This window comes from Nonomuraea sp. NPDC059007 (assembly GCF_042740555.1).
Classification (GTDB): Bacteria; Actinomycetota; Actinomycetes; order Streptosporangiales; family Streptosporangiaceae; genus Nonomuraea.
In genome coordinates this window covers 84,899-111,160 of the sequence record NZ_JBHYJD010000003.1, presented here as the reverse complement: position 1 = coordinate 111,160, position 26,262 = coordinate 84,899, and the positions used below count along the sequence as shown (strand labels likewise).

26 protein-coding genes are annotated in these 26,262 nt (G+C 71.4%); 17 read left to right on the top strand and 9 right to left on the bottom strand.

From position 1 onward, the window contains the following. Positions 1–184 precede the first annotated feature (184 nt). On the top strand, positions 185–1,420 hold the full coding sequence (gene aspS, locus ACFWY5_RS05855; RefSeq protein WP_379612906.1) for an aspartate--tRNA(Asn) ligase: 1,236 nt from the start codon (positions 185–187) through the stop codon (positions 1,418–1,420). Here aspS and ACFWY5_RS05850 read toward each other — a convergent pair. Genes ACFWY5_RS05850 through ACFWY5_RS05840 form a run of 3 tightly spaced genes read right to left on the bottom strand, consistent with a single transcriptional unit; the run spans position 1,371 to position 4,059 of the window. After that, positions 1,371–2,900, bottom strand: coding sequence for an MFS transporter (locus ACFWY5_RS05850; RefSeq protein WP_379630658.1), 1,530 nt, complete (start codon positions 2,898–2,900; stop codon positions 1,371–1,373). The two genes, aspS and ACFWY5_RS05850, sit on opposite strands and share 50 nt — an antisense overlap. Then, complete coding sequence (locus tag ACFWY5_RS05845) at positions 2,897–3,541, bottom strand: LppX_LprAFG lipoprotein (RefSeq protein ID WP_379612904.1); 645 nt, start codon at positions 3,539–3,541, stop codon at positions 2,897–2,899. Before ACFWY5_RS05845 ends, ACFWY5_RS05850 begins: the two co-directional genes overlap by 4 nt. A 59-nt stretch (positions 3,542–3,600) precedes the next feature. Continuing rightward, a complete protein-coding gene (locus ACFWY5_RS05840; RefSeq protein ID WP_379612903.1) occupies positions 3,601–4,059 on the bottom strand; it encodes a MarR family winged helix-turn-helix transcriptional regulator in 459 nt (152 codons plus the stop codon). 185 nt (positions 4,060–4,244) lie between these two features. Here ACFWY5_RS05840 and ACFWY5_RS05835 point away from each other — a divergent pair, with 185 nt between their 5' ends. The 11 genes from ACFWY5_RS05835 to ACFWY5_RS05785 all read left to right on the top strand — a co-directional run bounded on the left by ACFWY5_RS05835 (position 4,245) and on the right by ACFWY5_RS05785 (position 14,833). Next, on the top strand, positions 4,245–5,168 hold the full coding sequence (locus ACFWY5_RS05835) for a cation diffusion facilitator family transporter (RefSeq protein ID WP_379630657.1): 924 nt from the start codon (positions 4,245–4,247) through the stop codon (positions 5,166–5,168). Positions 5,169–5,399: 231 nt separating this feature from the next. Then, positions 5,400–6,185 (top strand): MlaE family ABC transporter permease, encoded by a 786-nt coding sequence (locus tag ACFWY5_RS05830; RefSeq protein ID WP_379612901.1) that lies wholly within the window; start codon positions 5,400–5,402, stop codon positions 6,183–6,185. After that, a complete protein-coding gene (locus tag ACFWY5_RS05825) occupies positions 6,185–7,039 on the top strand; it encodes an ABC transporter permease (RefSeq protein ID WP_379630656.1) in 855 nt (284 codons plus the stop codon). The genes ACFWY5_RS05830 and ACFWY5_RS05825 overlap by 1 nt, the downstream gene beginning before the upstream one ends. A 5-nt stretch (positions 7,040–7,044) precedes the next feature. Next, the gene (locus ACFWY5_RS05820) at positions 7,045–8,064 is read left to right on the top strand and encodes an MlaD family protein (protein ID WP_379612899.1); all 1,020 of its coding nucleotides are present in this window, start codon (positions 7,045–7,047) and stop codon (positions 8,062–8,064) included. A gap of 1 nt (position 8,065) precedes the next feature. Continuing rightward, entirely contained in the window at positions 8,066–9,136 is a 1,071-nt protein-coding gene (locus ACFWY5_RS05815) for an MCE family protein (protein WP_379630655.1), read from the top strand. Further along, positions 9,136–10,161, top strand: coding sequence for an MlaD family protein (locus ACFWY5_RS05810; protein WP_379630654.1), 1,026 nt, complete (start codon positions 9,136–9,138; stop codon positions 10,159–10,161). The genes ACFWY5_RS05815 and ACFWY5_RS05810 overlap by 1 nt, the downstream gene beginning before the upstream one ends. After that, positions 10,158–11,189 carry an MCE family protein gene (locus ACFWY5_RS05805; RefSeq protein WP_379612896.1) on the top strand — a complete coding sequence of 344 codons (1,032 nt, stop codon included), beginning with the start codon at positions 10,158–10,160 and terminating at the stop codon, positions 11,187–11,189. Before ACFWY5_RS05810 ends, ACFWY5_RS05805 begins: the two co-directional genes overlap by 4 nt. Then, the gene (locus tag ACFWY5_RS05800) at positions 11,186–12,217 is read left to right on the top strand and encodes an MCE family protein (RefSeq protein WP_379612895.1); all 1,032 of its coding nucleotides are present in this window, start codon (positions 11,186–11,188) and stop codon (positions 12,215–12,217) included. Before ACFWY5_RS05805 ends, ACFWY5_RS05800 begins: the two co-directional genes overlap by 4 nt. After that, positions 12,214–13,572: an MlaD family protein gene (locus tag ACFWY5_RS05795; protein ID WP_379612894.1), complete on the top strand. Its 1,359-nt coding sequence runs from the start codon at positions 12,214–12,216 to the stop codon at positions 13,570–13,572. The genes ACFWY5_RS05800 and ACFWY5_RS05795 overlap by 4 nt, the downstream gene beginning before the upstream one ends. After that, on the top strand, positions 13,569–14,228 hold the full coding sequence (locus ACFWY5_RS05790; RefSeq protein WP_379612893.1) for a hypothetical protein: 660 nt from the start codon (positions 13,569–13,571) through the stop codon (positions 14,226–14,228). The genes ACFWY5_RS05795 and ACFWY5_RS05790 overlap by 4 nt, the downstream gene beginning before the upstream one ends. A 17-nt stretch (positions 14,229–14,245) precedes the next feature. Next, positions 14,246–14,833, top strand: coding sequence for a 4'-phosphopantetheinyl transferase family protein (locus ACFWY5_RS05785; protein WP_379612892.1), 588 nt, complete (start codon positions 14,246–14,248; stop codon positions 14,831–14,833). On the opposite strand, the gene nuoH is transcribed toward ACFWY5_RS05785, so the two are convergent. Together nuoH and ACFWY5_RS05775 are read right to left on the bottom strand one after the other, a co-directional pair. Next, a complete protein-coding gene (gene nuoH, locus ACFWY5_RS05780) occupies positions 14,809–16,035 on the bottom strand; it encodes an NADH-quinone oxidoreductase subunit NuoH (protein WP_379612891.1) in 1,227 nt (408 codons plus the stop codon). The genes ACFWY5_RS05785 and nuoH overlap by 25 nt on opposite strands. A gap of 33 nt (positions 16,036–16,068) precedes the next feature. Beyond that, positions 16,069–16,863: a helix-turn-helix transcriptional regulator gene (locus tag ACFWY5_RS05775; RefSeq protein WP_379612994.1), complete on the bottom strand. Its 795-nt coding sequence runs from the start codon at positions 16,861–16,863 to the stop codon at positions 16,069–16,071. A gap of 128 nt (positions 16,864–16,991) precedes the next feature. On the opposite strand from ACFWY5_RS05775, the gene ACFWY5_RS05770 reads away from it, so the two are divergent. After that, positions 16,992–17,543: a hypothetical protein gene (locus ACFWY5_RS05770; RefSeq protein WP_379612890.1), complete on the top strand. Its 552-nt coding sequence runs from the start codon at positions 16,992–16,994 to the stop codon at positions 17,541–17,543. On the opposite strand, the gene ACFWY5_RS05765 is transcribed toward ACFWY5_RS05770, so the two are convergent. Beyond that, positions 17,540–18,268, bottom strand: a complete 729-nt coding sequence (locus ACFWY5_RS05765) for a GntR family transcriptional regulator (protein ID WP_379612889.1) — start codon at positions 18,266–18,268, stop codon at positions 17,540–17,542. The two genes, ACFWY5_RS05770 and ACFWY5_RS05765, sit on opposite strands and share 4 nt — an antisense overlap. 71 nt (positions 18,269–18,339) lie before the next feature. Between ACFWY5_RS05765 and ACFWY5_RS05760 the strand changes: the two genes are divergently transcribed. From ACFWY5_RS05760 to ACFWY5_RS05750, 3 genes are read left to right on the top strand one after another with little or no spacing between them, the layout of a single operon-like run. Continuing rightward, entirely contained in the window at positions 18,340–19,023 is a 684-nt protein-coding gene (locus ACFWY5_RS05760; protein ID WP_379612888.1) for a tyrosine-protein phosphatase, read from the top strand. Further along, positions 19,016–20,272: an MFS transporter gene (locus ACFWY5_RS05755; RefSeq protein ID WP_379630653.1), complete on the top strand. Its 1,257-nt coding sequence runs from the start codon at positions 19,016–19,018 to the stop codon at positions 20,270–20,272. The genes ACFWY5_RS05760 and ACFWY5_RS05755 overlap by 8 nt, the downstream gene beginning before the upstream one ends. Before the next feature lie 14 nt (positions 20,273–20,286). Then, positions 20,287–22,011 (top strand): glycoside hydrolase family 3 protein, encoded by a 1,725-nt coding sequence (locus ACFWY5_RS05750; protein WP_379630652.1) that lies wholly within the window; start codon positions 20,287–20,289, stop codon positions 22,009–22,011. Here ACFWY5_RS05750 and ACFWY5_RS05745 read toward each other — a convergent pair. Then, positions 21,942–22,691 (bottom strand): alpha/beta fold hydrolase, encoded by a 750-nt coding sequence (locus ACFWY5_RS05745; RefSeq protein WP_379630651.1) that lies wholly within the window; start codon positions 22,689–22,691, stop codon positions 21,942–21,944. The genes ACFWY5_RS05750 and ACFWY5_RS05745 overlap by 70 nt on opposite strands. Positions 22,692–22,709: 18 nt before the next feature. Continuing rightward, positions 22,710–23,873: an MFS transporter gene (locus ACFWY5_RS05740; protein WP_379630650.1), complete on the bottom strand. Its 1,164-nt coding sequence runs from the start codon at positions 23,871–23,873 to the stop codon at positions 22,710–22,712. A gap of 81 nt (positions 23,874–23,954) precedes the next feature. Here ACFWY5_RS05740 and ACFWY5_RS05735 point away from each other — a divergent pair, with 81 nt between their 5' ends. Then, a complete protein-coding gene (locus ACFWY5_RS05735) occupies positions 23,955–24,815 on the top strand; it encodes a LysR substrate-binding domain-containing protein (protein WP_379612882.1) in 861 nt (286 codons plus the stop codon). Here ACFWY5_RS05735 and ACFWY5_RS05730 read toward each other — a convergent pair. Continuing rightward, positions 24,812–26,209 (bottom strand): aminopeptidase P family protein, encoded by a 1,398-nt coding sequence (locus tag ACFWY5_RS05730; RefSeq protein WP_379612881.1) that lies wholly within the window; start codon positions 26,207–26,209, stop codon positions 24,812–24,814. The two genes, ACFWY5_RS05735 and ACFWY5_RS05730, sit on opposite strands and share 4 nt — an antisense overlap. Positions 26,210–26,262 lie beyond the last annotated feature (53 nt).

The following is a 26,262-nucleotide window of genomic DNA, read 5'->3' as shown; positions in this document are numbered from 1 at the left end:
AGGCGGTCCCGCGCCCCGGGCGAAGACACTCCCGAGTGCGGGGAGGAAATGCCCCGCCGGTCTGACCCCCGTCATCGGGTCGTGGAGGCCGCCTCCTCGCGGGGCGGCGAAAGTGCGGTGGCACCGGGAGCTCCCTTCTCCCCCGCACTCCCAAGGGGTCATGCATCTTCCCTGAGGAGTTGTGATGATCTCTCGTGTCCTGTCGGCGGAGCTCGCTGAGCACGCCGGGCAACGAGTCAAGATCGCCGGATGGGTTCATCGCCGCCGGCAGCTGAAATCCGTGTCGTTCCTCGTCGTACGCGACCGTGCGGGCCTGGCCCAGGCGGTCACGGCCAGCCCGGATCTGCCGGGTGAGGAGAGCGTCGTCGAGATCACCGGGATCGCCACGCCCAGCGCGCGGGCGCCCGGCGGCGTGGAGATCACCGAACCCGAGATCACCGTGCTGGGCGAGGCCGCCCGGCCGCCGTTCGAGCTGTTCCGTCCCGAGGTGGGCGCGGCGCTGCCGACCGTGCTCGACCACGCGCCGCTGGCCCTTCGCCATCCCGCGCTCCGCCTGCCGCTGGAGATCTCCGCGGCCAGCGTGGCGGGGTTCCGGGAGACGCTGGACCGGCTGGCGTTCACCGAGATCCACACGCCCAAGCTGGTCGAGTCGGCCACCGAGTCCGGCGCGAACGTCTTCTCCGTCGACTACTTCGGCCGCCGCGCCTACCTGGCCCAGTCGCCGCAGTTCTACAAGCAGATGATGGTCGGCGTCTTCGAGCGCGTCTACGAGGTCGGGCCCGTCTTCCGCGCCGAGCCGCACGACACCGCCCGCCACCTGGCGCAGTACACCAGCCTCGACGCCGAGCTCGGCTTCGTCGCCGACCACCGCGACGTCATGGCGGTCCTGCGCGAGGCCGTCGCGGGCATGGTCGAGTCGGTACGGCGCCGCGTCCCGCAGGCCCGCGACCTGCTGCCCGAGGTGCCCGCCGAGATCCCGGCGGTGCGCTTCTCCGACGTCAGCGACGAGCCCGACCTGTCACCGGCGCGCGAGCGCGAGCTGTCGGAGTGGGCGCGGCGCGAGCACGGCTCGGACTTCCTGTTCGTCACCGGCTACCCGATGGCCAAGCGTCCCTTCTACACCCATCCCGACCCGGCGCGGCCCGGCTACTCCAACGGCTTCGACCTGCTGTTCCGGGGGCTGGAGCTGGTCACGGGCGGGCAGCGGCTGCACCGGCACGCCGACTACCTCGCCGCGCTGGCCGAGCGGGGGGAGGCGGCGGAGCCGTACCGGGGATATCTGCAGGCCTTCGCGTACGGCATGCCGCCGCACGGCGGCTTCGCCATCGGCCTGGAGCGCTGGACGGCCCGGCTGACCGGCGCGGCGAACATCAGGCAGGCGACTCTGTTCCCGCGCGACCTGCATCGCCTCTCGCCGTAGGCATCCAGAGGGCCACCACGGCGCCCAGCAGGCAGAGCACGGCGGTCACGAGGAACATCTCGGTGTACTCCACGTGCAGGGCCGCCTTCACCTTCGCGGTGTAGACGGCCAGCTGCTGGGCGTAGGTGGCCGCGTCGACGCCGACGGGCAGCGGGGTGTCGAGGTCGGCGGTGAGCGACTGGAAGCGGTAGAAGCCCCAGGCGGACACGCCCGCGATGCCGATGAGCATGCCCATCATCCTGGCCACGACGACGGCGGCGGAGGCGACGCCGTGCTGGACCGCCGGGGTCACGCGCAGCACCGCGGCCGAGATCGGCGCGATGACCAGGCCCAGGCCGAGGCCGGCGACGATGAGCGCGAGGTCGATCGGGTGCCCGGTCAGGTCGAGCGGCCAGCGGTTCATCAGCACGTATCCCACGGTGGCGACGAGCAGGCCGGAGACCGTGACGGGGCGGTCGCCGAGCCTGCGGGCCAGCACGCCGCCGAGCACGGCGCCGACCGGCAGCGCGATAAGGAAGCGGCCCAGCACCAGCGAGGCCTCCAACGCCTCCAGGTCCAGCAGCGTCTGCGCGGTGAACTGCACGAACACCATGGTGACCAGGAGCGCGGCGCCGGCGAGGAAGCTGACGCCGAGCGTGGCCAGCAGCGGGCCCTTGCGGGTGCCGGCCAGGTCGAGCAGGCGTACCGGCGAGCGGATCTCCCACCAGACGAACACCGCCCCGACGACGAGGCCGGCGGCGATCGCCGGCAGGCCCCACGGCGGCAGGATCGCCTTGGCCGGGTCGTTGTTGTAGAAGCCGACGACCAGCAGGGCCAGCGCGAGCGCGAGCAGCACGCCGCCCACGGTGTCGATCCTGGCTCCCGCCGGGGCGACCGGGACCGCCGGGCGGCCGGGAACCGTGCGGTGGACCGCGATCGCGGCCAGTGCGGCCAGCGGGAGGTTGATCCAGAAGATGGCGTGCCAGCCGCCCAGCTCCACCCCGAACACCTGGAAGGCCGGGACCAGCGCCAGCACGCCGCCGTAGAGCGGGCCCAGGGCGCTGCCGAGCTCCTGTGCGGCGCCGACCGCGCCCAGGGCGACGGGGCGCTCGCGCTCGTCCCACAGGTCGCCGATGAGCGCCATCGTGATCGGCAGCAGCGCGCCGCCCGCGATGCCCTGCAGGGCGCGCCCGCCCACGACCATGGGCAGCGATCCGGCCAGCGCGGTCAGCAGGGAGCCCAGGGCGAACGCGGCCAGGCAGGCGTGGATGAGGGGACGCCGGCCGTACCGGTCGGACAGTTGCCCGAGCAGCGGCATCGCGGCGATGTAGCCGAGCAGGAAGCCGGTCACCACCGGCGTGGCCCGCTCCAGGTGGTTCAGCGGTACGCCGACCTCGGTGGCGATGTCGATCAGGACGGTCACCACGACGTAGGCGTCGAGCGCGGCCAGCAGCACCACCGTCCCGCCCACGCCGAGGGCGACCCGGCGTGCCGCCCTCATCCCGCGGGCGGGGTGATCGTGACCGGGGCGTCGTAGTCGCTGAACGAGACGATCACCGAGCCGTCCTGCAGCGGCAGGGTGGCCTTGGTCAGGCGGGAGGAGGCCTTGTCGACGAGGAGCTGTCCGTTGACGCCCTGGGAGACGCCGGGGATCAGCTTGCCCAGGACCTCGGGCGAGAAGGTGGCCGCGACCTTGTACGCCGCGCCCTCCTCGCCCTCGACCCGCGGGTCCGTGGCGGTCGACAGGAGCTTGGCGATGCCCTCGGCGGGCGACAGGATCAGCGACGGGTCGTAGATCTGGGCCAGGTCCTTCTTCGACATCTTCTGGAAGCCGCCGGTGGGGCCCTTGAAGTGGACGGTGTCGCCGACCACGAAGAAGCTGATCTCCTGCAGGCTGCCGAGCACCTCGATGGTGAGCGTGCCGTCGGCGTCGCCGGCGGAGGTCAGCCGGCCGTCGGCCTTGCGGATCTGCACCTTGGGCTTGCCCTCGGTGGCGATCGCGAACGAGGCGGACTTGACCGACTTCATCGCCTCGGCGGACTTCTTCATCAGGTCGGGACCGCTGGGCAGCGCCGCCCCGCCGCCGGACGAGCAGGCCGCGGCCAGCGCTAGAGCAAGGACGATCAGCAGCTTTCTCAGCATGTCCGGATCGTAGCGAGCGTGCGGGAGCCGACGGGCCGGTCGCCGGTATCGGTTGGGTGTCAGCGCAACTTCTTGAGATGCTCCACGATCGGCGTGTACGCGGCGTCGAGCTCGTCGAGCTGGTCGTCGGTGAGCCGGTCCACGAAGTGCTCGCGGACGCTGGCCACGTGGTGGGGCGCCACCCGCTGGATCGTCTCCCAGCCCTGCCCGGTGAGCACTGCGAACGTTCCACGACGGTCGTCGCGGCAGTCCTCCCTGACCACCAGGCCCTTGGCCTCCATGCGGGAGATCTGGTGCGACAGGCGGCTGCGTGACTGGATCGTGGCGTCGGCCAGGTCGCTCATCCGCATCCTGCGCTCCGGGCTCTCGGAGAGGTTGACCAGGATCTCGTAGTCGTTGAGCGACAACTCGAACTCCTGCAACTCCCGATCGAGGCGGTGCATCAGCAGCTTGTGCAGAGCGAGATGAGCACGCCATGCGCGCTGCTCGGTGTCGGTCAGCCAACGAGGGGCGTTCATGATCTCAATCTACCTCTCGCGAGCGCCTGCTCCCCTCCCCAAACCCTGCCGGACCTGTGTCGAAACCCGCATACCCATGTGTTCCCGGAGCCGCTTCGCGCTTTGGTGCGCGCTTTCATGGGCGCTTCGTTGCGGAGTCACCTGATTTCGAAGGTGCCCAAGATCGCTCACGTAGAGTGATGGCCATGGCGGAGGGTGCGGGCGAGAGCTTCTGGACGGTGCTGGTCGCGGGCCTGGCCAACCTGGCCATCGCCGTGGCCAAGCTGGTCGCGGGCCTGTTCAGCGGATCCGCCGCGATGTTGTCGGAGGCGGCCCACTCGGCCGCCGACACGGTGACGGAGGTCCTGCTCCTGGTCGCGGTCCGGCAGACGGGCAGGCCGGCCGATCGGCGCCATCCTTTCGGATACGGCAAGGCCGGGTTCTTCTGGGCGATGACGGCGGCCGTGGCCACGCTGGTGGGCGGGGCCGGGTTCTCCATCACGCACGGGGTTCACACGATCGTCCACGGCGAGTCGCTGGGCGACTTCACCATCTCCTACGTGGTGCTCGGGGTGTCGTTCGCCATCGAGGGCGTCTCGTTCCTGAAGGGGTTCTCCCAGGCGCGCCGCGAGGCGCGGCGGTGGGGGATCGGGCCGGTGCGGCTGGTCGCCCGCACCTCCGACACCTCGCTCAAGGCGGTCATGCTGGAGGACGCCGCCGCGCTGGCCGGGCTGGTCATCGCCGCGGGCGGGCTGCTGGGTGCGCAGCTCAGCGGGTCGGCGCTGTGGGACGGGGCGGCGTCGGTCGCGATCGGGGTGCTGCTGCTGGTCGTGGCGCTGGCGTTGATCGCGGCCAACGTCTCGCTGCTGATCGGGCAGGCGGCGCCGCGGCCGGTGGAGACGGAGATCCGGGCCCTGTTGCTGGCCCAGCCGGAGGTGGCCGACGTGGTCGAGCTGCTGACCATGTATCTGGGGCCGGGGCGGCTGCTGGTCGCGGCCAAGATCGATTTCGACGACGCGGCGAGCGCGGCCGGGGTGGAGATCGCCTGTGACCAGGTGGACCGGCGGCTGCGCGCGCACGTGCCCACGATCTCCCAGGTCTTCCTCGACCCGACCCCCACCCGCCGCTAAGGGCCACAACATCAGCGGTCTACCACGGCGCCTTCTTCGGAGTCGGATCCACGGTGGTAACGGGGTTGTCACATTTCGTGGTGGGCTGACAACAGGTGAGCCGGGTCTCATAGCTTTTGCGCAAATTCAGCAGAAAGCATCGACCTACTGGACAACTCGTCAGTAAGGTGACTGCTCCGGAGTCGCCCCGGTTCACGAGGTGGTCATGACGGTAACCAAGGCGGAGCGCTGATGGCCGGTTACGTCGGCCGGAAGGCCGGGTCGGCCCTGGGACAGGTGGGTGAGCTTTTCGTCATCGTCCTGGAGGGCCTGCGGCGTACCTGGGACGTCAGAAGCTGGTGGTGGGAGTTCGTCGAGCAGTGCTGGTTCCTGGCCCGGGTGACGAGTGTGCCCGTGCTCCTGGTCTCGCTGCCGCTCGGCGCCACCGTCGCCCTCCAGGTGGGCGAGCTGGCCTGGCAGCTCGGCGCCGCCTCCGCCACCGGCAGCGCCGTCTTCGTCGGCCTCATCCGGGAGGTCGCCCCGCTGGCCAGCGCCCTGCTCATCGCCGGCGCCGGGGGCAGCGCCATGACCTCCGACATCGGCGCCCGCCACATCCGCGACGAGCTGAGCGCCATGGAGGTCATGTCCGTCAACCCCATCCACCGGCTGGTCACGCCGCGCATGTGGGCGGCCAGCACCGTCGCCGTGTGCCTGTGCCCGCTGGTCATCCTGGCCGGCGCCTCGGGCGGCTACTTCTTCAACGTCGTCGTCCAGGGCGTCACCCCCGGCGCGTACTTCGACGGCGCGCTCTCGCTCGTCGTCGGCTCCGACCTCTACGTCACCCTCTTCAAGGCGTGGGTGTTCGGCTTCATCGCCGCGGCCGTCGCCTGCTACAAGGGCATGACCTGCGCGACCAGCCCGGTCGGCGTCGGGCGGGCGGTCAACCAGTCCACCGTGGTCACGTTCATGCTGGTCTTCGCGTTCAACTACGTGATCTCCGCCGTCTACTTCCTCGCCTACCCGCCCAAGGCGCTGTGATGGCCACCCGTACGGCGGGCCTCAGGTTCGCCCGGCAGGGCCGGGAGATCGGCGAGAAGTTCGCCACGCTCGCCGACTGGCCGTTGTTCGTCTGGCGGGTGCTGTTCTACTCCGTACGCGACATCGTCCTGCGCCTGCGCTACTTCAAGGTCGTCATGCGGCAGGTCAGCGACGTCGTGATCGGCGTGGGCGCCACCGTCATCGGCGGCGGCATGATCTTCGTGGTGTTCACGATGGCCTTCGTCGTGGGCGCCACCGTCGGGCTCCAGGGCTACCAGGGGCTCCAGGCGATCGGCGCCGAGTCGTTCATGGGCCTGGTGGGCAGCTTCGCCAACGTCCGCGAGATCACGCCGATCATCGCCGCCACGGCGCTGGCCGCGCAGGTCGGCTCGGCGTTCACGGCGGAGCTGGGCGCGATGCGGATCTCGGAGGAGATCGACGCGCTGGAGGTGATGGGCATCAACGCCTTCACCTACCTGATCTGCACCCGTGTGGTGGCGGCGCTGCTGGCGCTGATGCCGATCTACCTGATCGCGTTGTTCGCCAGCTTCTTCGCCACCCGGCTGATGAGCACGGTGCTGTTCGGCCTGGCGCCGGGCGTGTACGACTACTACTTCTACCTGTACCTCCCGGTCAGCGACATCGTCTTCAGCGTCGCCAAGGTCGGGGTGTTCGCGTTCACGGTCATCGTCATCCACTGCTACCACGGCTTCTACGCCACCGGCGGCCCGGTCGGCGTGGGCGTCGCGGCCGGGCGCGCGATCCGCCAGTCGATCGTCACGATCGTCCTGCTCAACCTGCTGTTGTCGTACCTGTTCTGGGGTGGCGGCGGCAGCGTGAAGCTGACGGGGTGAGGGGCATGGGACGCAAGGAACTCACCCTGCCCGCCCGGATGGCGATCGCCGCCCTGGTGCTCGTGACGCTGGTGGCGGCGACGGTCTTCATCGTGCGCAACGCCACCCAGGTGAGCGGGACCCGGATCGACGCGGTCTTCGGCCGCGCCGGGCAGGGCATGGACACGAACTCGCCGGTCAAGATCCGCGGCATCACGGTGGGCGACGTGACCGGCGTCGCGCTCAACGCCAAGGGGCAGGCGGTGGTGACCATGCACGTGCAGGCGGGCGTGCGGGTGCCGCAGTCGGCGGTCGCCTCGATCGAGCCGGCCTCGGTCTTCGGGCCCAAGTACGTCAACCTGAAGCTCGGCTCGGGGGAGGGGGCGGGGCCGTACCTGGGCAGCGGGGCGGTCATCACGAAGACCGAGGACCCGCTGGACCTGTCCGACACGCTCGGCGACGCCTACCGCGGCCTGGACGCGGTCGACCCGCGCGAGGTCACGGTCATCGTGCACACGCTCGCCAAGGGCCTGGAGGGACAGGGCGAGGACCTGCGCGAGCTGATCGACGACGCGGGCACGGTCGTCGGCGTCGCGCACAAGCACCGCGGGCTGGCCCAGCGCTTCCTGCGCGACACGGCGGCCCTGTCGGGCGCGCTGGCCGACAAGGGCGACGAGCTCGTGGCCATCAGCGAGGACCTCAACACGATCACCCCCGACCTGCTGAAACGGGCCGACAAGGTACGCGCCCTGCTCAAGGAGATGACCGACATCTCCGATCTGAGCGCGCACGGCCTGCGCAAACACCGGCAGAACCTGCGCGCCGGCGTGCACTCCGGCGAGCGGGTGGCCGCGCTCATCTACGCCCAGCTCGGCCTGGCCGGAGACGGCGTACGCGGGCTGCGCACGCTCGTGGACCTGCTCAACGAGCTGATCGAGGCGCCGGGCCCGGACGGCGCCCGGCAGATCCAGGTGGAGGCGTTCGTCTCGACCGACATCTGCGAGCTGATCGTCGGCGCCTGCGGCCCGACCGACGGGAGGCGCTGAGGTGGCCGCCCCCGCCAGGACCTCGCCGCAGATCGTGCGGCGCCGCTGGACCCTGGCGAAGTTCGCGCTGTTCTTCGGCGTCGCGGTGGGCCTGATCGGGCTGATCACCGTCCAGATCGCCCGGGTCTCCACCGGCGGAGGCTACAGCCTCGTCGCGACCTTCGACGACGTCTCCGGTCTGGTGGAGGGCGACCAGGTCAAGATCGCGGGCGCGCCGGTCGGGCAGGTCGGCACCATCAAGGTGGTGAACGGCAGAGCCGAGGTCACCATGGAGGTGCAGGAGGGCATCACCGTGCCCTCCGACACCGAGGCGGCGATCCGCTGGCGCAACGCCGTGGGCCAGCGCGTGGTCTACCTGCTGCCCGGCACCGCCAAGGACCGCCTGCCGCCCGGCGCGCGCATCGCCCGCACCGCCTCGGTCGTGGACATCGGCGAGCTGGTCAGCGACCTCGGCCCGCTGACCAGGAGCCTGGACCCCGAGCAGATCAACCAGCTGCTCACCGCCGCCGCCAAGGCGCTCAAGGGCAACGACAAGAACATCCCGAGACTGCTCGACAACGTCAACGCCATCACCGGCACGCTCACCGAGCGCAGGCAGACGATCCGCGGCCTGCTGAAGGACTACGCGACCGTCAGCGGCGTGGTCGCCAAACGCGACGAGCAGATCTCCCAGCTGGTCGACAACCTGGTGGTGCTGTCGGAGGCGTTCGCGGACAACAGGAAGCTCATCGACGACTCGATCGTGGAGCTCAGCGCGACCCTGCACACCTCCAACGAGGTGCTCGGCAAGAACGCCGGCGAGCTGGGCGCGCTCGTGGAGAACCTGTCGCGCCTGACCGGCGGCATCCGGCGCAACGTGGGCACCATCGAGAAGACGGTCAACACCTTCCGCCCGCTGTTCGAGCGCGCCTACTCCAGCGTCAACCGCGGCCACTACTTCATCTCCGCGGTCCCGTGCGTGGCCCTGGGCCCGTCGCCGTGCCCGTACCCGATGACCACGCCGCCCCCGCTGCGCGGCAGCAAGAAGATCGCCAGCACCAAGGACCTGCGGAAGCTCATGGTGGGTGACTGATGGCCCTGAAGTCCTTCCGCGACCGCAACAAGATCGTCGTCGGCCTCGTGTCGATGGCCGTGCTCGGCTCGCTGCTGGTCGCCACGTTCCTGGTGGGCAGCCTGGGCCTGCTGGAGGGCGGCTACACGATGTCGGGCACGTTCACCGACTCCGGCGGCCTGCGCGGCGGGCAGGACGTGCGGGTGGCGGGCGTGCGCGTCGGCGAGGTGACGGAGGTCCGCGCGGACTACGCGCAGGGCCACGTCGTGGTCACCTGGCGCGTCGACTCCGACGTACGGCTCGGCCGCACCACCCGGGCCGACATCGCCCTGTCCAATCTCCTCGGCGGCCGCTACCTCAGGCTGACCGGCCCGGTCGCCGCCCCCTTCATGGACCAGCTCCCCGAGGGGCAGCGCCGCATCCCGGTGGAGCGCACCGGCACCCCCACGCTGATCAACGACGCGGTCAAGGACGCCACCCGCCTGGTCAAGGCCCTGGACACCGACGCCGTGGACGACCTGCTCACCGAACTCGGCAAGATCGACACCAGCAAGCGCGGCCGTATCACCCGCCTGCTGAAGAACATCGGCGACCTGTCCGACACCATCAGCGAGAGCGAGCCCCAGCTGCAGAAGCTCCTCGACAACGGCACCCGGATCATGGACCTGCTGGAGAAGAAGGACAAGCAACTGGCCCGCCTGATCGACGCCATCGAGATCATGCTGAACGAGCTGCGCGGCCGCAGGAACGAGCTGCGCACGCTGCTGGGCGACGGCAGCGACCTGGTCCAGAGCACCACCAAGCTGATCAACGAGCACGAGAAGGCGCTGGTCCAGGTCCTCGACGACAACGGCGCGATCACCACGCGGCTCAATGCGGGCAACCAGGAGTTCAACAAGCTCGTGGCCTGGATCGGCCCGACGTTCTCCGGCCTGGCGACCATGGGCGGGCAGGGGCCCTGGATCGAGGCGATCGCCACCGGTCTCGGCCCGATCAACCCGGAGGTGCTGGGCGCCATCGCCAAGGACAGGAAGAACGACCGATGAGAGTGCTGAAGCTGCTCGTGGCGACGCTCCTGCTGGTCTCCTCCGGTGGGTGCGGGCTGGTGGGCGGGGCGGCGCCGTACACGATCACCGCGATCTTCTCGAGCGCGCCCTCCCTGTACGAGCAGGCGCGCGTGAAGGTGATGGGCCTGGACGCCGGGTACGTGGAGCGGATCGCGATCGAGGGCGACAAGGTCCGGGTGACGATGTCGGTGGACGCGCGGGTGCCGCTGCCGGAGCAGGTGAAGGCGGTGGTCGCGCCGCAGAACACGCTCGGCGAGCGCAACGTGGTGCTGTATCCGCCGTGGAAGCCGGGCGAGCGGCGGGCCGGGCCGGGCACGGTCATCCCGCTGGGGCGTACGGACCTGCCGGTGGAGATCGACGACGCGCTGGACGCCTTCACGAAGCTGACCGACGCCCTGGACGACGAGAAGCTCGGCGACGTCGCGGGCAACCTGGCCGACGGCGTACGCGGGCGGGGCAAGACGATCAACAACGCGCTCTCCGACACCGCGGAGCTGACCGGCACGCTCGCCAAGCAGGACCAGCAGCTCATCGACCTGGCCAAGGGCCTGAACCGGCTGGCCACCAGCCTCAACGACCGCCAGGGCCAGGTGACCAGGGCCATCGACGCCTTCTCCGAGGCGAGCGCGATCCTGGCCGAGGAACGCCGCAGGCTGCGCGGCTTCATCTCGGGCATGGCGGACTTCGTCCGGCGCGGCGACGTGATCATCGAGGAGTACTCCGAGCGCCTGCCCAGAGCCGCGGGGACGCTGGCCGAGCTGGTGCTGACCGTGCGGGCCAACAGCGAGTCGCTGGCCGCGGGCATCAAGGGCGCGGCCGACTTCGCCGACGTGCTGGTCGAGGCGTGGGACAGGAAGAACCACCTGCTGAAGATCCGCGTCGTGCTCAACGCGATGACGAGGGCGTGGCTGCAGCCGTTGTTCGACGCGCTGAACCTGGGCAAGGTGCCGTGCCTGCCCGGTCAGCTCAGCAACTGCCCGTTCCAGAAGAAGAAGGGCGGACGATGACAGCGCGTGCCCTGACCGGCCTGCTCGCCCTGGCGATCACCACCTCGTGCTCGCTCCAGACGCTCGGCGGGACGAGCGGCGACCTGACGCTCCACGCGACCTTCGACGACGTGCAGAGCCTGGTCACCGGCCACAGCGTGCAGGTCTCCGACGTCAAGGTGGGCTCGGTCACCGAGATCCGCCTGCAGGGCTACCGGGCCAGGGTCACCATGGAGATCGACGGCGCGCACCGGGTTCCGCAGGGGACGACCGCGACGGTGGCCAAGACCTCGGTGCTGGGCGAGAACTACGTCGCGCTCATCCCGCCGCCGGGCAAGGACCTGTCCACCGGTCCGTACCTGCCCGCGGGCGCGACGATCACCGACACCTCGGTGGAGCCCGACATCGAGCAGGTCACCGAGAAGGCCGGCCCGCTCATCGAGGCCATCGGCGCGCAGGACGTCAACGCCATCCTGGACGCCGCCTCGACCGCCTTCGCCGGCAAGGGCGGCGACGTCAACAAGCTCATCAGGCAGACCACCGAGGTCACCGACAGTTATGCCGCCGCCCGCACCGAACTGGCGGCCACCGTGGACTACCTGGCGCGGCTCGGCGACGACCTGGCCAAAGGCGAGAAGGAACTGGACAAGCTGCCCGGCACGCTGGCCGCGGCGACCGCCAGGATCGCGCACGGCCGCAAGCACGTGAAGAAGGCCATCGTCGCGCTGACCGGCCTGGCCAAGGAGGCCAACACCACCGTCTACCCGCGCCACGCGGCCCGCCTGCGCACGATCATGCGCGAGCTGGACGGCGTCACCGGCGCGATGGTGCGCGGCAAGGAGGACCTCAAGCGCCTCATGGCCAGGATCCAGTACTTCATCGACACGCCGCCGATCACCGTCAACGGCCAGGTGCTCATCTACGTCTGGCTGAAGGGCCTGCTGGTCAACGACAACAGGGGCGTCATCCCCAACGACATCAAGGTCGAGCCGCCGGCGCTGCCGAACCAGCTCAAGGACTTCCAGCTGCTGTGGGAGCCACCGCGATGAAGAACCTGCGCATCTACGTCAACCTGGGCTTCTTCGCGCTGCTGGGCATCGTGATGACGATCTGGGCGTTCACCACGATCATCAAACTGGACGCGATCGAGCAGCCGTACCGGGTCTCGGCCGAGTTCGAGTCCTCGCCCGGCCTGATCCGCGGCTTCGACGTCGCCTACCTGGGCGTGCGGGTCGGGCGGATCGGCGACGTACGGCTGGCGCCCGGCAAGATCGTCGTGGGCCTGGACATCGAGCGGGAGGTCCGGCTGCCCAAGGCGCTGACGGCCGAGGTCCGGCGCAAGTCGGCGATCGGCGAGCCGTACGTGGAGCTGTCGCCGCCCAAGACGATGACCGGCCAGAACCTCGCGCCCGGCGACACGATCCCGCTGCGTAAGACGTCGGTGCCGCTGGACTACAAGAAGTTGTTCGAGGGCGTGGGCAAGCTGCTGAACGCGGTCCCGCCCAAGGACGCCAAGACGATCACCCACGAGCTGGCCGTGGCGCTGGAAGGGCGCTCGCCGGCGATCAGGAGCATCGTCGACGACGCCCACGGCCTGACCGACACGCTGGCCGACAACTCCGCGGTACTCGACGAGCTGTCGGTGCAGCTCACCGAGCTGACCCACACGCTGGCCGGGAAGAGGAACGAGCTGGCCTCGGGGATCGGGAACACCGAGCTGGTGACCTCCTCGCTGGTGGAGTCGCGGCAGGACCTCAACGCGTTCCTGGACCAGGGGCCGGGGGTGTTCGCGCAGATCGACGGGCTGCTCCAGCGGGCCAGGCCGGGCTTCTCCTGCCTGCTGTCGGCGGCCGGGTCACCGCACAAGCCGATCTTCTCCCCGGATTCCGAGCGGAACATCCATCACCTGCTGAGCACGATGCCGACGGCGCTCAGCCTGGCCGACGACATCAGCGACCGCCGCGACGGCACCGTCTACGGGCGCAACATGTTCGTCTTCAGCGTGCCGGGCGGGCCGAAGGTGGCCGAGGAGTACGCCGAGCCGCTGGGGCCCCCGGCCATCCCGGGCCTGCGCGCCTGCCCGAAGCGGGCGCCCGCCGCTCCCGAGGCCGCCGCGGAGCGCCCTCGCGAGGAGGACGCGCGCGCGGCCCGGCCCGTGACCTCGGAGAAGAAACCGGAGCCCACGGAGAAGAAGCCCGAGCCCACGGAGAAGGCGGAACCCACGGCAGAAGCGACACCGACCCCGGAGAAGGACGTCCCCGCCAGGACGGCCTCGGCCGACACCCCACTCGACCACACGCCGCTGATTGCCGCGATTTTCCTCGCGGTCGTCGCGGGCGGTGGCATCGTGGGCTGGATCGCGGTGGGCCGTGCCGCCCGCCGGCGCGAAACGGAGCTTTCATGACCACCGACCAGGAAACCCCCGCGAAGGCTGAGTCTGAAGTAGAGGTTGAGACCGAGGCTCAGGCGAAGGTCGACTCCGGGTTCCGCATGAAGATCATGGGCGCCGTGGCCGCCATGCTCGTCGCCGCGCTCGCCGCGACGGCCGTGCTCCAGTGGATCTCCGCCGGCCGGGCCCAGGACGCCCGCGCCGCGCTGGAGGCCGACCGGGCGCTGCGCCTGGAGGTCTCGCAGGCCGCGCACACCTTCGGCCAGTCGCTGCTCAGCTACGACTACCAGAGCCTGCAGGCGACCAGGACCAAGCTCATGGCCATGGCCACCGGCGACTTCCTCAACACCTACGACGACGCCTTCGGCGGCGTGATGGAACAGGTCATCGTCAAGCTGCAGGCCGTCTCCGTCGCCACCGTCCGCGACGTCTACCTCGCCGATGTCGACCAGTCCTCCGCTCATGCCATTGTGGTGGTGGACCAACAGGTGACGACCGCCAAGGCGATCAGAAGCGTCAAGGACTCGCACCTGAAGATCGCTCTGGTGCGGGAGAAGGGGTCATGGAAGGTTCGCGAGGTCACGGTGCTCGGCGCGGCCCAGGAGAACCAGTACAACAAGGACGGCACGCCCCTGGCCGACCCGAGCCCCACACCCACCAGGAAGAAGTAGCCGCCACGGCTGTCGTCATGGGCGCGCCTCCCGAGCAGGTGCTCGCCCCCGCCGCCTGGCTCACCGACGTCGAGCGCGCCCGCTCGGCCCGCTTCGTGCACGAGGCCGACCGCCGCGCGTTCGTCGCCGCCCATCTCCTGGTACGGCTCAGCGCCGCGGCCTGCCTGGACGCCGACCCGGCCACGCTCACCCTGCTGCAGTACTGCGAGATCCATGGGGAGGGGCACGGCCGGCCGTACCTGAAGGAGTTCCCCGGCCTCGGCGTCAGCCTGAGCCACACGCGCGGCTACGTCGCGGCGGCGGCGGGGCCGGGAAAGGTGGGCGTCGACGCGGAGCGGGTCCCCCCGGGCGCCTTCGACACCACGCTGGCGGCCCAGATCGCCGCGCCCACGAGCGTCACCGACAACACGGAGCTGATCCGCCTGTGGGCGCGCAAGGAAGCGCTCATCAAACGCGGCGAACTGTCCCTGGACACGGTCCGCACCCCGATCGCGTGGGACGGTCACCACGTGCTCGAATGGCAGGAGCCGCCGGACGTCGTGGTGGTGGCGGTCACCGACGTGAAGGCCGAGCGGGTGCCTCATGGCCGGGAGCCGTCGTGGTAGTGCGGGAGGTCGAGCGGCGGCACCGGGAAGCCGCCGGCCGCGGGCACGCGGGACAGCTCCGCCTGCCGCGCCTCCTCGCGCCGCTGTCTCACGGTGTCGAACCGTAGCCAGACGGCCAGCGTTCCCACCACGATGACCACGCCGAGGCCGATGCCCAGCGGCTCGGCGCCGTTCACCACAAGGTTGCGCACCGCCGCCACCACCATGATCCAGGCCAGGCCGGCCGGGATCAGCACCTTCCACCCCAGCGCCATCAGCTGGTCGTAACGGACGCGGGGCAACGAGGCGCGTACCCACACGACGAAGCAGAAGACCAGCACGAACTTGACCAAGAACCAGAGCGGTCCCCACCAGCCTTCGTCCGGCAGGCCGAACGGCGCCCGCCAGCCGCCCAGGAACAGCGTGATCGCCATCGCCGACGCGGTGAACGTGTGCAGGTACTCGCCCATCATGATCAGGGCGAACTTCAGCGACGAGGAGTACTCGGTCTGGAACCCGCCGACCAGCTCGCCCTCACCCTCGGGCAGGTCGAACGGGATGCGCGCGGCCTCGCCGAACATGCAGACCACATAGATCAGGAATGACGGCAGCAGCAGCAACGCGAACCAGGTCCGCTCCTGCGCCCCGACGATCTCCGAGGTGGACAGCGTCCCGGCGACCAGGAACACGCCGACGAACGACAGTCCCATGGCGATCTCGTAGGAGACCACCTGCGCCGCGCTCCGCAAACCACCCAGCAGCGCGTACGGCGAGCGCGACGACCACCCCGCCAGCACCACCCCGTACACCGACACCGCCCCCATGGCCAGCGTGAACAGCACCGCCACCGGCAGGTCCACGAGCTGCAGCGGCGTCCGCACCCCGAACAGGCTCACCACCGGCCCGAACGGCACGATCGAGAAGGCCAGGAACGCCGGCACCACCATGATGACCGGCGCCAGGAGGTACAGCACCCGGTCCACCGCGCGCGGGAACAGGTCCTCCTTCAGGCCCATCTTGATCGCGTCCGCGACCGACTGCAGGATGCCGGACGGTCCGGCCCGGCTGGGCCCGCGGCGGTGCTGCATGCGCGCGATCAGCTTACGCTCGAACCAGACCCCGAAGACGACCCCCAGCGCCAGAAAGAGGAAGAGCATCACCGCCTTCACGATGATGATCCACAACGGGTCCGCGCCGAAGTCGGCGAGGGTCGGATCGGCCATGACGTGGTGCCCCTTCCGCAGAGGAAGGTCACGCTAACCGGCGAGCCGATCGTTGTATTGAACGAATGCGAACAGCTGTTTCGGCGTCATCTCCGCCATCGCCCTGATCTCCCGGGCGAGGTGGGACTGGTCGGCGTAACCGCAGGCGAGGGCGGTGTCCAGCCGGGCTCGCGGCCGTCTCCACGTGTCGACGGTCCGCTGGAACCGGGCGATCCTGGCCACCGTTTTGGGCGACAACCCCACCACCCGGCGGAACCCGAGCTCGACATGGCGACGGCTGACGCCCAGCTCAGCGGCGAGGGCGGCGATCGTGGGTGGCCCGGCCGGATCCTGCAGCCGTGACCAGGCGCGCATGACCAGCTCGTCGCGGCCGGTGCCGGGACGCAGCCACGCCGTCAGCCGCTCCTCCAGCACGCCGAAGCGCTCCGCCCAGCCCGCCGCCGCCGTCAACCGCCCGGTCAGCTCCTCGGCCCGTGCGCCGAGCAGATCCTCCAGCCGCACGGTCGTCCCGGTCACCTCGCGCAGCGGCACGCCCGTCAGCGCCGACATCCCGGCGGGGGTGAGCCCGAGCGCGACCCCGTGCCGCCACGGCGAACGGGCCGAGAACGTCACGGCGGCACGCGGGCCGGTGACGATCGTGTCCATGCCGGTGAAGTCGACGATCAGCGTGGCCGCGTTGAGCGGCAGCATCCGGCTGGGCAGGTCGGCCTCGCCCGCGCGAAACCCGGCCCATCCCAGCACGTACGGACGCAGCCACGGCGGCGGCAGCCGGGCGGTCATCTCGTACGGCTCCGCCTGCGGCCGCGTGGGCAGCGAATGAATCGCCATCACCCCGCCCAGCCTGCCCTAACCCGCCCGGCCCCCGGCATCCGGGCCGCCTCCTACGGGGAAACCGCATGGTCGAGTCGTGCGTTCCGCATCTGCCCTTTGACGGCCGGCGGGCCGAGGTTTGAGTCATGACATCGACAACACTCCTGTGGCTCAGGAACCGCTGGCCCACCGCCCTCGCGCTGGCCATGTCAGCCCTCACCGCCGGTGGCGGCCAATCGGACGCGGCGGTGGGCTCGCTCGCGGGCACGCTGCTGATCCTGCCGCTGCTCTACCTCGTCGTCGCCAAGCTCGGCCGCCGGGAGGCCACCTGGCCGGGGCTCGTGATCGGGCTCGCGCTCGTCGTCGGGCTGCGGATGCTGGACGTGGTCGAGCCGGCGTTCGTGTACGCGGGGATGGCGCTGGTCGTCCTCGTCTGGGGCGCGGTCGACGGGCAGCTCAGGAGCTCCGGGACGCTGCGGGTCCAGGCGGTGGGGATGCTGGCGTTCGGGGTGCTGGCCTTCGCCGGTCTGATCGTCGATCCGGAGATCGGGCGGTATCTGGTGGCGGCGGGGTGGTTCTTCCACGGGGTCTGGGACTTCGTGCACCTCAAGCTCGACAAGGTCGTGGCCCGCAGCTACGCCGAGTGGTGCGGGGTCGTGGACGTGGTCATCGCCGTCCAGCTCGTCTTCATGCTCTAACGCCGGAAGTTCAGGACGAAGCGGATGCGGTCGCCCTGGATGCGGCGCCGTACGAACAGGACGGGCGCGCCGCCGGGGTCGCAGCTGACGCCCTCGCGGACCAGCAGCGGGCTGCCGATGGCCACGCCCAGGTGCTCGGCGTCGCCGATGTCGGCGGCGGTCGCGCTGAAGGCCCGCCAGTCGTACTGCAGGGCCACGCCCAGGGAACGGACCACGTTGCCCTCCGGCGGCAGGCGGCCGGGCAGCAGGTGCTTGGGCAGCCAGTACGTGCTGATGGCCCAGGGCTCCGACTCGATCCAGATGAGCGTGTCGATGCGGGCCAGCTCGCCGGGGCCGCGTCCCAGGTGGGCGGCGGCCTCGCGGTCCTCGGGGGCGTTCGCGGCGGTGGCGGTGGCGACGATGCGCTCGATGGCGCCGTCCACGCCTTCCGCGGGCAGGCCGGCGTGCATGCTGCCCAGGTCGACCCGCTGGCTGAGGGGGTCGACGTCGATGGAGACCCGGGTGACGGGGGAGCGGACGAAGGTTCCGATGCCGCGGCGGATCTCGACGGAGCCGGCCCGGTCGAGTTCCGCGATGGCCTGGCGGATCGTCAGCCGGTTGACGCCGAACTCCGCCGACAGCTCGGGCTCGCTGGGCAGCCGGGATCCGGCGGGCAGGGCGCCCGAGTCGATCCGTTCCTGGAGCGTGCGGGCGAGCCGGAGGTAGACCGGGATGGAGGAACGCATGTTCACCAGCTTGCCATCGGCAGTATTGACCCGCGTCAACTTCAACATCTAGACATCTAGATGTGTCTCTCATGAACTTCCGTGAACCGCTTCCCGGGGCTCTGTTCCGCTCCGCGCAGCCGTTCGCCTCCTGCTGGCCCGGAGCGCTTGAGCAGCTCCGCGGCGTGCGCTCGATCGTGGACTTCCGTGGCGCGGCCGAGCGTGTGCCCGGCGAGTGGGACCGCGTGCCCGGGTGCGTCGTGCACCACCTGCCCCTGGACGTCACCGGGGTGATTCCGCCCATGGAGACCGGTGCCGACCTGGGCGCCTTCTACGTGCGGATGGCGGAGGGCGCGCCCGGCGTCATCGCCGCGGCGGCGGAGATCGTCGCCTTCCAGGGGCCCGTCCTCGTGCACTGCGCGGCGGGCAAGGACCGGACCGGGCTGTTCGTGGCGTTGCTGCTCGACCTGCGGGGCGTGCCCAGGCAGGAGATCGTGGCCGACTACGTGGCGACCGCGGCGGCCCTTCCGGACATCTTCCGGGAACTGGCCGCGGGGCACGCGAGTGTCACCGCGCTGAACGAAGGCGCCGCCGGGCAGGCGGGGGTCGAGGCGCTCCGTGAGCGGCTCGCCAAGATCCCGCCACCGCTGCTCCATGCTCCCGCGGAGGCGATCACCGCCTTCCTCGCCACGATCGGGTCCAGGCACGGCGGCGCGGAGAAGTTCCTGCTGCGCTGTGGCGTCTCACCGGCGGCGATCGCGGCCATCCGTGGCTGAGCTCGTCCTGGTGCGCGCGCCCCGCCGTACCGTCACGGCGCTGCTCGTCACCGAGTTGCTGCTCACCTTCGCCCTTGCCACCCCGCTCATCGCCACCCTCGGGCTCAAGGCCAACGAGATCGACCCGGCCGCCAAGGAGAGCCTGCTCGGCGTGGTCACGGCCGTCGGCGCGCTGGCCGCGTTCCTGCTCAATCCGGTTTTCGGCCACCTGTCCGACCGCACCCGCAGCCGTTACGGCCGCCGCCGCCCCTGGATCGTGGCCGGGCTGGCCGGCGGCGTGCCCGCGGCCGTGGTGATGGCCACCGCGACCGGGACCGCCCAGCTCCTGATCGGCTGGCTGCTGGCCCAGGCGTCCTACAACGCCGCGCTGGCCGCGCTGTCGGCCGTGATCGCCGACCGGGTGCCGCCCGAGCAGCAGGCGACGGTCTCCGGGTTGTTCGGCGCCGCCGGGTTCGCCGGTGTCACGCCGGGGCTGGTCCTCGTGGGCCTGCTGCCGGGCAACGTCGCCGCCCTCTTCCTCATCCCCGCCGCGGCCGGGGCGCTCGGCGGGCTGCTGGCCTGGCGGATGCTGCGCGACGACGGCGACGACACAGCCCTGCCCGAGGCCGCGCCGGTCAACCTGCGCAGCGTGCTGTCCAGCATGGTCTTCGACCCGCGGCTCTCGCCCAGCTTCACGGTGGTCTGGGTCCAGCGCTTCCTGCTGCAGTTCGCCAACGCGCTCATCGGCACCTTCGGGCTCTTCTACCTGATGAGCCGGCTGGAGATGAGCACCGCCGCGGCGGCAGCGCTGGTCTCGGCCACGGGCCTGCTCTCCCTGCTGCTGAACGTGGCCGCCGCGGGCGTCTCCGGCAAGCTCGCCTCACGTACGCGGGCGTACCGGGCCTTCATCGTCGTGGCCGGGCTGCTGCTGACGGCCTCGATGCTGGTCAAGATGGTCGCCGACACCGTCTGGCCGATCTACCTGGCCACCGGCCTGGCCGGGATCGGGCTCGGCGTCTTCTACGCCGTCGACCTCGCGCTCGTCATCCGGGTGATGCCCGGCAGCGCGGACTCGGCCCGCTACCTCGGCGTGTTCAACATCGCCAAGGCCCTGCCGCAGTCGATCGCCCCGGCCGTCGCGCCGCTGCTGCTGGCCGTGGGCGGCGACCCGGTCGCGCCGGCGGCGGACAAGAACTACTTCCTGCTCTTCTGCGGTGGTGCCGTCGCAGCCCTGCTCGCCACCGCCCTGACCCCCTTGATCCGGAAATGACGCCTGATTCGGAAATGACGCCCTACAAGAACCCCGCGCTGCCCGTGGAGGACCGGGTCACCGACCTGCTCGGCCGCATGACCCTGGAGGAGAAGGCCGGGCTGATGTGCCACGGCCGCATGTTCCCGGGCTCCGGCGCCGAGCTCGTCACCGAGCGGCACCTCACCCACTTCGCGATGATGCACGTGCCCTCCCCGGCCGAGATGGCCGAGTGGAACAACACGGTCCAGGACCTGGCCGCCGGCACCCGGCTCGGCATCCCCGTCACCTTCTCCTCCGACCCGCGCCACGGCTTCGCCGGCAACCCGGCGACCGCGCACACCGGCGGCGGCTTCAGCCCGGGGCCCGAGCCGATCGGCCTGGCCGCGAGCGACGACCCCGGCCTGGTGGAGCGCTTCGCCGCGATGGCCGGGCGGGAACTGCGCGCGGTGGGCATCCGGCTGGCCCTGCACCCGATGGCCGACCTGGCCACCGAGCCGCGCTGGGCGCGTATCAGCGGAACCTTCGGCGAGGACGCCGGGCGCGCCGCGCGCATGGTCGCCGCCTACATCCGCGGCATGCAGGGCGCGGGCGTCGCCTGCATGGTCAAGCACTTCCCCGGCGGCGGCCCGCAGGCCGCCGGTGAGGACCCGCACTTCTCGTACGGCAGGCACCAGGCCTACCCGGGCGCCAACCTCGACTACCACCTGCGCCCGTTCGCCGCCGCCTTCGCGGCCGGGGTGAGCCAGCTGATGCCGTGCTACGCCATCCCCACCGGCAGCGGCCTGGCCGAGGTCGGCGCCAACTTCAACCACGACGTGATCACCGGCCTGGCCCGCGGCCGGTTCGGCTTCGACGGCGTGGTCTGCACCGACTTCAACGCGCTGACCGGCTTCGAGATCCCGGGTGTGCTCTCCCTGCCGCCGCGCAACTGGGGCGTCGAGCACCTGCCGGTCCCGGACCAGCTGGCGATGATGCTGGAGGCCGGCGTGGACCAGCTCGGCGGCGAAACCCGCCCGGAGCTGCTCACCGAGCTCGTCGGCGCCGGCCGCGTGCCGGAGTCCCGCCTCGACGTCTCCGTGCGCCGGCTCCTGCGCGAGAAGTTCCGGCTCGGGCTCTTCGAGAACCCGTACGCCGACCCGGACGCGGCGAAGCGGCTGGTGGGCGGGCCCGAGCACCGGAGCCTGGGCCGGGAGGCGCAGCGCCGTTCGCTGGTGTGGCTGACCGGCGGCCCGCGCGGCGCGCGGACCCTCTACGTGGAGAACGTCGACCCGGACGTCGCCGCCCGCTACGGGCAGGTGGCCGACCGGCCGGAGGACGCCGACCTGGCGGTGATCCGCCTGACCGCGCCCTACGAGCCGCGGGAGGGACTGCTGGAGTCCCACTTCCACGCGGGCTCGCTGGAGTTCCCCGCCGCCGAGCTCGACCGGCTGCGCGCGGTGGCCGCGAAGGTCGCGGCGGCCTTCTGCGTCCACCTGGATCGCCCGGCCGTCCTGACCGGGCTTGTGCCCGTCGCCGACCGGATGCTGGCCGACTTCGGCGCGGCCGACGAGGTGGTGCTGGACGCGCTGCTCGGCCGGGCGCCGGTGGACGGGGTGCTGCCCTTCGACCTGCCCTCGTCCATGCGGGCGGTGCGCGAGTCGCGCGAGGACGTGCCGTTCGACACCCGCGACCCGCTCTTCACCGCCGGTCACCCCGGCGCGTCGGCCAGGAAGTCGAGCACCAGCGGTCCCGCCTCCTCGCGGAACTCCTCGAAGTAGGCGTGCCGCGCGCCCCTGATCAGGTGCATCCTGGCCCCCGGGATGCGCTCGGTCAGCAGGGGCGCGTTGGCCGCCGGGTTGAACAGGTCGTCGGTGCCGTGCACGACGAGCGTCGGCGCGGTGATGCGGGGCAGCGCGTCCCACGCGTCGTGCCGGGCGCTGGCGGTCAGGTGGCGGCGGCGGGCGTAGGCGGGCATGCCGGGGTCCCCGACCGTGTGGTACGGCCCGGCGTGCCCGGCCAGCCACTCCGGGGTGTACATCAGCTCCAGCGTGTACCGCCCGGCCCCGGGCGCGGCCAGTGCCCTGCGCACCTCCTGCGAGCGCTCCACGCCGTGGGCGCCGCCCGGCGAGGTGCACCCGAGCACCAGCGCGCGTACCCGGCCGGGGTGGTCGGCCGCGACCCACTGCGCGACCCGGCCGCCCATGGAGGTGCCGTAGACGGCGGCGCGCTCGATGCCGAGCTCGTCGAGCACCCGCACCACGTCGGCGGCGAAGCCCCGCGTCGAGTAGGGGATGTCGGGCTTGTCGCTGTCGCCGGTGCCGGGCCAGTCGAGCGTGATCGTGGTGTGCCGGGTCTCGAAGTCCTCCCGGACGCTCTCCCACCACAGGTGCGAGTTGGCCTGCCCGGCCAGCAGCACCAGGGGCTCGCCGCCGCCGCGTACCTGATGAGCGATGTACACCACGGAACTCTAGCTCCTTCACCGTGCGTCGAACCGGCGCGCCAGGACCGCCAGCAGCCCCGCGCCGGCGGCCAGCGCGGCCGAGACCGTGATCACGCTGGACCAGCCGCCGCTCTCCCACCGCTGGGCGGCCAGCGCCCCGAACACCGAGCTGCCCGCGTAGTACGCCAGCAGGTACAGGCCCGCCGCCTGCCCCACACCCACGCCCACCCGCTGCGCGCGGTCCGAGACCCAGCCGCTGACCAGCGAGTGCGTGCCGAGGAAGGCGAAGGTCAGCACCGCCACCCCGGCCGCGATCGCGGGCAGCTGGGGCGCGGCGGTGAGCAGCGTCCCAGTCAGCAGCAGCGCCACGCCGAGCAGGACCGTCGCGCCCCGGCCCCGGCGCAGCGCGAGCCGTCCGGCCGCGATGGGCGCCGGCACGCCGAAGGGGTAGGCGAGGAAGACCAGCACCCCCGCCCCGCCCAGCAGGTACGGCGCCGCCTCCAGCCGGAAGGTGAGCGCGTTCCACAACCCCACGAACGCGCCCATGGTCGCCGCCCCGACCAGGCACAACGCCACCAATGCAGGGTCGCGGAGCGTCAGCGCGGTGTTGCGGGCCAGGCCGCGCAGGCTCGGCGTGGACCGGGTGAAGCCGCGCGAGGGCGGCAGCAGTACCCACAGACCGGCCGCGCAGACGAGCATGACGCCGCCGACGGCCAGCGTGGCGCCCTGCCAGCCCCACAGCGCGTGCACGGGGCCGGGCAGCAGCCGCGCGGCGGCGCCGCCGACGGCGGTGCCCATGACGAAGGTGGCGTTGGCGCGCACGTGTGCCTGCGGCGGGGTCTCCTCGCGCAGGTAGGCCAGCGCCACGGCGGGCAGCCCGGCCAGCGTGATCCCCTCAAGGCCGCGCAGCACGAGCAGCGCGTGCCAGGTCGGCGCGAACGCGCCGGCGATCCCGAGCACCGCGGAGCCGAGCAGGGAGGCGCGCATGATGGCCACGCGGCCGGTCATGTCGGAGATCGGGCCGACGAACAGCAGCGCGAGCGCCATCGTGATCGTGGTCAGCGACAGCGCCGCCGTGGACTCGGCGGGGGAGACGCCGAAGCGGGCGGCGATCCCGGGCAGCAGGGGCTGGACGTAGTAGAGGGCCAGGAAGTTCGCCAGGCCGCCGAACATCAACGCATATCTCACGCGGCGGATCACGGCCACGATGCTGCCCGGTCTCGCCTGATGCTCAAAATGCACTGGTTGACGCTGCTGATGCGTCTGGCGCATCATCGCTGGATGGACGTGCAGACGCTGCGCTGGTTCCTTTCGTTGTGCGAGACCGAGAACATGCGCGACACCGCGGCGCTGGAACGCGTCAACCAGTCGACGCTCTCGCGGGCGCTGGCCAGGCTGGAGGCCGACCTCGGGGCCGAGTTGTTCCACCGGCACGGGCGGCGGCTGGCCGTGAACCGGTTCGGCACCCTGTTTCGCGAGCACGCGGCGCGCGCGGTCGCCGAGCTGACCGAGGCGCGCGCCCGGATCGAGGCCCTGACCGATCCGGGCACCGGCCTGATCCGGCTCGGGTTCCTGCACTCGGTGGGACGCTGGCTGGTGCCCGAGGTGCTGCGCGAGCACCGGGACCGGACGCCGGGCATCCGCTTCGAGCTGCGGCAGGGGTTCGGCAGGGAACTGTACGCGTGGCTTCAGCAGGGCGACATCGACGCCGCCCTGGTGACGCCGCCGCCGCAGGCGCACCCGGCCCGCTGGCACGGGCTGCGCGAGCAGCAGTTGTGCATCGCGCTGCCGGTCGAGCACCCGCTGGCCGTACCGGGGCTGCGGCTGCGTGAGGTACGGCGGGAGCCGTTCATCGCGTTCGCGCCCACGACGGACCTGCGGCACGTCATCGACCGGCTGTGCCGGGCGGCCGGGTTCCAGCCGGTGATCGCCTTCGAGAGCGAGGAGATCGCGACCGTGCGCGGCCTCATCGCCGCCGGGCTGGGCGTCGGCATCCTGCCCGGACCGGCGGTGCCGGAGCACGACGACCCCGTCTACCTGCCGCTCGTGCCCGCCCAGCAGCGGCCCATCGGCGTCGCCTGGGACGCCCGCGCCACCCCCACACCGGCGGTGGCGCGCTTCCTGACCACCCTGGGCGCCTAGGACAGCAGGGTGGCCATCCAGCCCTCGATCTCGTCCGGGTGGCGGGGGAGGGCGGCGGACATGAGGCGGGCTCCGTCACGGGTGATGACGAGGTCGTCCTCGATGCGCACCCCGATGCCCCTGAACTCCGCGGGCAGCGTGAGGTCGTCGGGCTGCAGGTAGAGGCCGGGCTCGACGGTGAGCACCTGGCCCTCCTCCAGCACGCCGTCCAGGTAGACCTCGGAGCGGGCTCTGGCGCAGTCGTGCACGTCCAGGCCGAGCATGTGGCCGCTGCTGCACAGTGTGTAGCGGCGGTAGAGACCGCTGTCCATGAGCTCGTCGGCCGAGCCCCTCAGCAGGCCCCAGTCCCGCAGGCCCTCGGCGATCACCCGCATGGCGGCCAGGTGGAAGTCGCGGAAGCGGGCGCCGGGACGCAGCGCGGCGATCCCGGCGTTCTGCGCCTCGTACACCAGCGTGTACACCTGGCGCTGCACCGGGCTGAAGCGGCCCGACAGTGGCAGCGTGCGGGTGATGTCGGCGGTGTAGAGGCTGTCGGCCTCGACTCCGGCGTCCATGAGCAGCAGCTCACTCGGGTCGAGGCGGCCGTCGTTGCGGATCCAGTGGAGCACGCAGGCGTGCGCGCCGGAGGCCACGATGCTGTCGTAGCCGACCGCGTTGCCCTCCAGCCGCGAGCGCAGCCCGAAGATGCCCTCCAGGTAGCGCTCGCCGCGGGTGTGCCGCAGGGCCTCGGGCAGGGCGCGGACCACGTCCTCGAAGCCGCGTACGCTGGCGTCCACGGCCCCCTGCAGCTCGCCGATCTCCCATTCGTCCTTGACCAGCCGCATCTCCGACAGGAAGGTCGCGAGGTCCGCGTCGCCCTCGCCGGGCGCGACGGCCGCGTCCACCACCGGGTCCACGCCGCGCAGCACGCGCGCCGGTCCGGCCGGGCGGAAGTCGTGGATGTCCGCGCACTCCACCTGGTAGAGCCGCTCGGCCTCGGCCAGGTCGGGGCGGCGGCCCACCCAGAACTCGCCGTAGCGCCGGTCGCGGTAGAACGCCTCCGAGCCCTCCTCGCGCGGCGAGCGCGGGCGCAGATACAGCCTGGCCTGCCCGTCGGGCTCGATCACCAGCACGTCGTCCGGCTCGCTCGCCCCGGTCAGATAGGAGTACGCGCTGTGCGGCCGGAACCGGTGGTCGCTGTCGTTGCTGCGTACCCGGAGCACCCCCGCCGGCACGATCAGCCGCTCGCCCGGGAATCGGGCGGCCAGGGCGGCCCTGCGCTTGGCCGCCCAGGGCGCGATGGGCAGCGCGCTCAGGTCGGTACGCCGGGTGTCGGCCCAGCCGGTGCGCATGAAGGCGGCCAGTTCTTCGGTGATGGGCAGGTCGTGGCTACCGGTGTTCAGCTGCTCGTTCATCGCTTCCCTGCGCTGCGGTCGGAGAGTGGTATTTCACATATTAATAGGGCATC

What these genes read in the sequence shown, in the direction of transcription:
- ACFWY5_RS05770 (WP_379612890.1), top strand. Translation starts at nt 16,992, where the DNA reads ATGACATCGACAACACTCCTGTGGCTCAGGAACCGCTGGCCCACCGCC.
- aspS (WP_379612906.1), top strand. Translation starts at nt 185, where the DNA reads ATGATCTCTCGTGTCCTGTCGGCGGAGCTCGCTGAGCACGCCGGGCAA.
- ACFWY5_RS05830 (WP_379612901.1), top strand. Translation starts at nt 5,400, where the DNA reads ATGGCCGGTTACGTCGGCCGGAAGGCCGGGTCGGCCCTGGGACAGGTG.
- ACFWY5_RS05750 (WP_379630652.1), top strand. Translation starts at nt 20,287, where the DNA reads ATGACGCCCTACAAGAACCCCGCGCTGCCCGTGGAGGACCGGGTCACC.
- ACFWY5_RS05820 (WP_379612899.1), top strand. Translation starts at nt 7,045, where the DNA reads ATGGGACGCAAGGAACTCACCCTGCCCGCCCGGATGGCGATCGCCGCC.
- ACFWY5_RS05760 (WP_379612888.1), top strand. Translation starts at nt 18,340, where the DNA reads ATGAACTTCCGTGAACCGCTTCCCGGGGCTCTGTTCCGCTCCGCGCAG.
- ACFWY5_RS05840 (WP_379612903.1), bottom strand. Translation starts at nt 4,059, where the DNA reads ATGAACGCCCCTCGTTGGCTGACCGACACCGAGCAGCGCGCATGGCGT.
- ACFWY5_RS05730 (WP_379612881.1), bottom strand. Translation starts at nt 26,209, where the DNA reads ATGAACGAGCAGCTGAACACCGGTAGCCACGACCTGCCCATCACCGAA.
- ACFWY5_RS05795 (WP_379612894.1), top strand. Translation starts at nt 12,214, where the DNA reads ATGAAGAACCTGCGCATCTACGTCAACCTGGGCTTCTTCGCGCTGCTG.
- ACFWY5_RS05835 (WP_379630657.1), top strand. Translation starts at nt 4,245, where the DNA reads ATGGCGGAGGGTGCGGGCGAGAGCTTCTGGACGGTGCTGGTCGCGGGC.
- ACFWY5_RS05785 (WP_379612892.1), top strand. Translation starts at nt 14,246, where the DNA reads ATGGGCGCGCCTCCCGAGCAGGTGCTCGCCCCCGCCGCCTGGCTCACC.
- ACFWY5_RS05735 (WP_379612882.1), top strand. Translation starts at nt 23,955, where the DNA reads ATGGACGTGCAGACGCTGCGCTGGTTCCTTTCGTTGTGCGAGACCGAG.
- ACFWY5_RS05800 (WP_379612895.1), top strand. Translation starts at nt 11,186, where the DNA reads ATGACAGCGCGTGCCCTGACCGGCCTGCTCGCCCTGGCGATCACCACC.
- nuoH (WP_379612891.1), bottom strand. Translation starts at nt 16,035, where the DNA reads ATGGCCGATCCGACCCTCGCCGACTTCGGCGCGGACCCGTTGTGGATC.
- ACFWY5_RS05765 (WP_379612889.1), bottom strand. Translation starts at nt 18,268, where the DNA reads ATGCGTTCCTCCATCCCGGTCTACCTCCGGCTCGCCCGCACGCTCCAG.
- ACFWY5_RS05805 (WP_379612896.1), top strand. Translation starts at nt 10,158, where the DNA reads ATGAGAGTGCTGAAGCTGCTCGTGGCGACGCTCCTGCTGGTCTCCTCC.
- ACFWY5_RS05850 (WP_379630658.1), bottom strand. Translation starts at nt 2,900, where the DNA reads ATGAGGGCGGCACGCCGGGTCGCCCTCGGCGTGGGCGGGACGGTGGTG.
- ACFWY5_RS05825 (WP_379630656.1), top strand. Translation starts at nt 6,185, where the DNA reads ATGGCCACCCGTACGGCGGGCCTCAGGTTCGCCCGGCAGGGCCGGGAG.
- ACFWY5_RS05790 (WP_379612893.1), top strand. Translation starts at nt 13,569, where the DNA reads ATGACCACCGACCAGGAAACCCCCGCGAAGGCTGAGTCTGAAGTAGAG.
- ACFWY5_RS05810 (WP_379630654.1), top strand. Translation starts at nt 9,136, where the DNA reads ATGGCCCTGAAGTCCTTCCGCGACCGCAACAAGATCGTCGTCGGCCTC.
- ACFWY5_RS05845 (WP_379612904.1), bottom strand. Translation starts at nt 3,541, where the DNA reads ATGCTGAGAAAGCTGCTGATCGTCCTTGCTCTAGCGCTGGCCGCGGCC.
- ACFWY5_RS05775 (WP_379612994.1), bottom strand. Translation starts at nt 16,863, where the DNA reads ATGGCGATTCATTCGCTGCCCACGCGGCCGCAGGCGGAGCCGTACGAG.